The 1,601-nt window shown below is 39.7% G+C and carries 1 protein-coding gene; it reads right to left on the bottom strand.

Going from position 1 to position 1,601, the window contains the following annotated elements:
- Positions 1–55: 55 nt before the first annotated feature.
- Complete coding sequence (locus CP368_RS09875) at positions 56–1,462, bottom strand: ISLre2-like element ISLcr2 family transposase (protein ID WP_005727954.1); 1,407 nt, start codon at positions 1,460–1,462, stop codon at positions 56–58.
- Positions 1,463–1,601 lie beyond the last annotated feature (139 nt).

Below are 1,601 nucleotides of genomic sequence, written 5' to 3'. Positions count from 1 at the left end.
GTAAGTGTCAATGTTTTTGCGGTAGCCTTTAAACCATTAGTCTAACCTTAATTTCTTAAATATTTATATGACTTAAATTTCTGCTTAGCTTGCTTAAATAACTATTGCCAGCTACCTGTGCGGTTAATGCGCCATGCTGGATGCCTAAATGAACTTCATGACGCTTCTTTAAGCTGTCACGGGCCGCTGCTTTTAATTCCTGTTCAGTCAATACAGTTATTTCTGAATCTTCAAACTCGCTGCTAAGCCAAAATTCCAGCTCTCGATTCTTGATGCAGCTTAAGATCCTAAGCATGCCTTCTGCTCCAGATTTTGACCATTTCTTGCCTTGCCCCTTAACACGGTAGGTATACTTGCGGTGGTTGCTCTCGCAGCAGCCAATGGCTTTAGTCACAGTCAGTTTTCGTTTCTTAAACGGCTTAATATCGTCCCAATGACGATCAATATAATTCCTTAGGCGCCCCAGATAATCATGATTGAGCTCGGTATTCAATTCATCAATTAGTCGGCTTTCTGCAGTGGTTAGGATAGTTTTAACTTTGTCATAGCTGTATTTGTATTCCAAAGCAGAAATCAGCTTGCCTTGCAGGTCAGGCGCAAAATATAGCCTTTCTTTGATTTTCTTATTTAGGTGAAAGACATCCAAGAAATGCTCATGACGCTTGCATAGCCCTACAATGTCATCGAAGTCTGTTTTGGCATATCCAGCACCGCCATCGGCGTTGCTAAGAATTACAGTATCAGAAAGATCATAAGTATTGGCCAGGTACTCCTTGGCTTCGTTCAGCGCATCAAGTCGGCTTAAAGAAACAAATTCCTTGGCATTGATTCGCTTTCTGCGTTTCTTGCTTATATTGACAATGCCTTCACAGACCTGATAGCGATGAAATTCCAACCGGCTTTTAGTGCCTTTGATCACCACGCCATCGCCTTCAAGATACAAAACTGGGACCTTTTTCTTAGTGCCTGCGGCATCATATCTTGAATCTGCTTCTTGGCCCGCTTTAATATTTTTCCCGGCCATTTTTACCAAATTGCCCACCTGCATATGGCTAATATTAAAGCCAGACAGGCAATTGACTGCTAGAGCAGTATTGCGATAAGTGGCAACGCTGCTTACTTCTAAGATGTTTTTGACTGCTAAAATACTGTAGCGCTTGTATTTGTCAAAGCCCATTAATTCATCCAAGGGATACCTTGCTTGTTTGCCTGGGCAGACATATCTTCTTCTGACATACCTAACTTCGCCAAAAGCCATATTGATTGAGCGCTCATTCTTCTTGTCAATCTGATAGCCCTGTGCTTTAACCTTGGTAATCATTTCATCATCAACTTTAGCTAAAGCCAAGGCCATGATTTCCTTAATCAGGTTTAAGAAGAAACAGATTATTTTTCTTTCACGCTTAATATAATTATCTTCAGACTTTATAATATTTGCGATTTCAGTTACAATTGAATTCATAAAAGACCAGCTTCTAATGTGTTTTTTGTTCTTAACATCAGACTACTGGTCTTTTTGTTTGAGCTCAAGTCCAAATTCAAAGGACTTGGGCTTTTTTAATTATTTATTCAACTTACCGTAAAAAATTATACACTTAGCT

Source organism: Lactobacillus sp. UMNPBX17 (genome assembly GCF_002553735.1).
Classification (GTDB): Bacteria; Bacillota; Bacilli; order Lactobacillales; family Lactobacillaceae; genus Lactobacillus; species Lactobacillus gallinarum.
The sequence above is the reverse complement of the archived record's forward strand: the minus strand, read 5'-3'. Positions and strand labels throughout refer to the sequence as shown.

What these genes read in the sequence shown, in the direction of transcription:
- CP368_RS09875 (WP_005727954.1), bottom strand. Translation starts at nt 1,462, where the DNA reads ATGAATTCAATTGTAACTGAAATCGCAAATATTATAAAGTCTGAAGAT.